1 protein-coding gene is annotated in these 2878 nt (G+C 46.1%); it reads right to left on the bottom strand.

The window, feature by feature from the left end; genetic code table 11:
* Nucleotides 1–489: 489 nt before the first annotated feature.
* Complete coding sequence (locus ACKI3C_RS05685; RefSeq protein WP_407402939.1) at nucleotides 490–2103, bottom strand: chitobiase/beta-hexosaminidase C-terminal domain-containing protein; 1614 nt, start codon at nucleotides 2101–2103, stop codon at nucleotides 490–492.
* Between the last annotated feature and the right edge of the window lie 775 nt (nucleotides 2104–2878).

The following is a 2878-nucleotide window of genomic DNA, read 5'->3' as shown; positions in this document are numbered from 1 at the left end:
ACTATACTACAATAGATTTTTATCCGCGCGGGGATCTCACATGATTTTGTAATGAGAGGCTGAAAGCCGACACGCAGAACGCAGTTCTGCACATAACCCTGTCCTAACTGAGCGCAAGCGAAGGCAGGGCAGGGTAAACGCGATACACTGTACCTCGGTTGAAGACCGCAACCTTGCACGTTTCGAGGTTGCGGTCTTCAACCGCGATTTTGTTACACTTCACCCCCCCACCGGCAGCCCGCAGGTCTGCGACCAGCGGTTTACCAAAGTTACGTCCTCCTGTGGTCTAAAAAATCCACAAAATATATATTTCCAATGATAAAAAATCAGTGAGTTCAGTGAGATCCGCGCGGGGAGTTCCATTGGTGAATAGTTACCACCGCGATGCCGGCTAAAAAAGCCGTCACAGGAGAAAATCCCGTGACGGCATCACTATGTTGTTAAACGGTTAAACGATTAAACTTTTAACCCTTTAAACTTTTATACTTTTTACTTAACAGTCTGACCTGCTACGTTGAACTTCTTGTCGCCCTTAACGATAACAACCTGGCCGTTCTCGATCATCTTAACAACATTAGCGCTAGCAGCGTTGATGTCGTTGATGCCAGTGATGGGATCCTCGGTAGTTACAGTTACAAATACATCGAAGCGGTCAACAGTTTCACCTGCATTGTCAAGAAGAGAAATCTGTACGGTGTAGTCATTGGTTGCTTCGAGCCAGCCGTCTTTAACTTCGACAACAACTGTGCAATCTTCAGCGTTCATAGTTGTAACAAATACATCTTCAGCAGTGAATGCCTCGGTGAGGTCGAGGAAAGCGAACTCAACGCCTTCTTCCATCTCAACTTCCTGTCCCTTGATAGAAACGCCAATGATCTTGGCCAGAGCGGGCTCAACCTTCGCAAATGCCAGGGGCATGAACTGGGGAGCGTTATAGTAACCAGTAACACCACTTACAGTGTAGAACTCGCCATCGGTGGGGAATTCAACTTTGAAGCGGTCGTAGTAAGCAACCTCGCCGTCTTCAGTAACGAAGGTCTTAGCGTCTGTGTCGATGAGAACGTCTTCGATAATAGCAGCGATGAAGAGGTTGTTGGCAACCTCGGTCACCTTGAGAACCTTAGCCTCAATTTCCTGAGTCTCGGTAGCAGCTTCCAAGCCAGTCAAGTCTGTTGCCTCGGGAGCACCATTGAAAGTAGTCTTAGTGCCCTTGAAACCAGCGGGGATAACATCCTCAGAGCTATATGCGGGAGCAGTGCCGAAGAGGAGCATACCGCCAGTTGCATCCTGAGCGTAGAGGTACTTGCCAGTCTGAGCAGATACAACGAGACGGCCGGTGAACTTGAATTCAGTGCCATCAGCAAGAGCGTTGAACTCAGCTACATTAGCAACATTAGCAACCTGCTTAGCAACGAACTCCTTGGTAGCAATAGAGCTTGCAGTGCCGTCGAGGTAAGCGATAGCCTTAACGGTAGTAGTTGCGTTAAGGTCGAATGCGCCAGTGTACTCAGTGCTCTGGTTGCTGGGATCAGAACCGTCGAGAGTGTAGTAGATGCTAGCGCCAGAGGTAGAGCAAGAGATAGTAACCTCGGTCTCATCCTCGAAGGGAGTAGTACCGTTGATCACGGGAGTAGCTACAGTAACAACGGGAGCCTCGCCAGCAGTGTAAGAAGCATTCCAAACAACGAAACGCTTTGTACCTGCCAGGGTAAATGTTGTCTCCGCGGTTACGCCAGTGAGTGTGATTGTGAACTTGTAGTCCTCTTCGTCAGTACCATCGGCAAGGGTGAAGGGGCTATTGCCAGCGATACCGGTGTTTGGTGTAAGAGTAACCTCTGAAACACTTACATTAGCTTCGGGAGTAATGGTCAGAGTTGAATTTTCCACACCATTCCATGCAGCAGCATAGAATGTCAACTCGGTTGCACCAGCTCCAACGGTGATAGTCATGTCACCGGATTTAGATGACGTACCGCACTTGATCGCGGCCTGATCATTGACCGTAGCCGAGGAACCGTTGGTTCCTGCAGCCATAGTGGCCTCGGTAGCGAACGCTGTGGTAAACAGCATCGCCATCATTAAGAAAGATAAAAATTTCTTCATGTTTTGTAAATAATTATGTTAGTAAAAAAAATTAGGTTTGTTCCGTAATTATTTGCGCAAATCCAATTAATAGATGGTTAATTAAAGAAGATTAGCATGCAAAATTAATATTAATTTTTGATTTCCGCAATATTATACATAAAAAATATTACGCAATCGGTTGCACCAGCCAGCATCGGTCTGAAGCAATCTGGTTTATTTCTGTTTTATGCGTCAATAGAACACAGATTGCACAGATTAAGTGTTTCATTAGGGAATTCTTGACGGGAGTAACTATTCAGCAATGGTATTTTGGGTAATATCCCCGCGCAGATCTCACTGATAACACTGATTTAATAATAACTGAAAGAAATTAAAATAATTAGAATAATTTCTTATTCAGTTAAATCAGAGCAATCTGTTGTAACTATGCTACAATAGATTTTTTTGCAGATTCCCCGCGCGGATCTCACTCATACATGATTTTGTAATGACTCAACTTCAGCATGTGAAACCATTTGAGCATCACCTATTTGCTCCGATTAGCGTCCTGCTGGACGCGGTGCGTGTTGCATTTCTTCCCCCACCGCCACTTCGTTCGGCGGTGGGGGTTATTCAGGTATTGTCCTGCCGGACAGTAAATTAGTAATATTTATTATCAAATGCTAAAGTTGAGTAATGAGAGGCTGAAAGCCGACACGCAGAACGCAGTTCTGCACATAACCCTGTCCTAACTGAGCGCAAGCGAAGGCAGGGCAGGGTAAACGCGATACACTATACTGCGGTTGAAGACCGC

The organism is Sodaliphilus sp. (genome assembly GCF_045598405.1).
Lineage (GTDB): Bacteria > Bacteroidota > Bacteroidia > Bacteroidales > Muribaculaceae > Sodaliphilus > Sodaliphilus limicaballi.
Note: the sequence above shows the minus strand (reverse complement) of the source record. Positions and strands in the feature narration are given on the sequence as shown.

Excerpts from the sequence above, each read along its gene's own strand:
- ACKI3C_RS05685 (WP_407402939.1), bottom strand. The coding sequence starts at position 2,103 with ATGAAGAAATTTTTATCTTTCTTAATGATGGCGATGCTGTTTACCACA.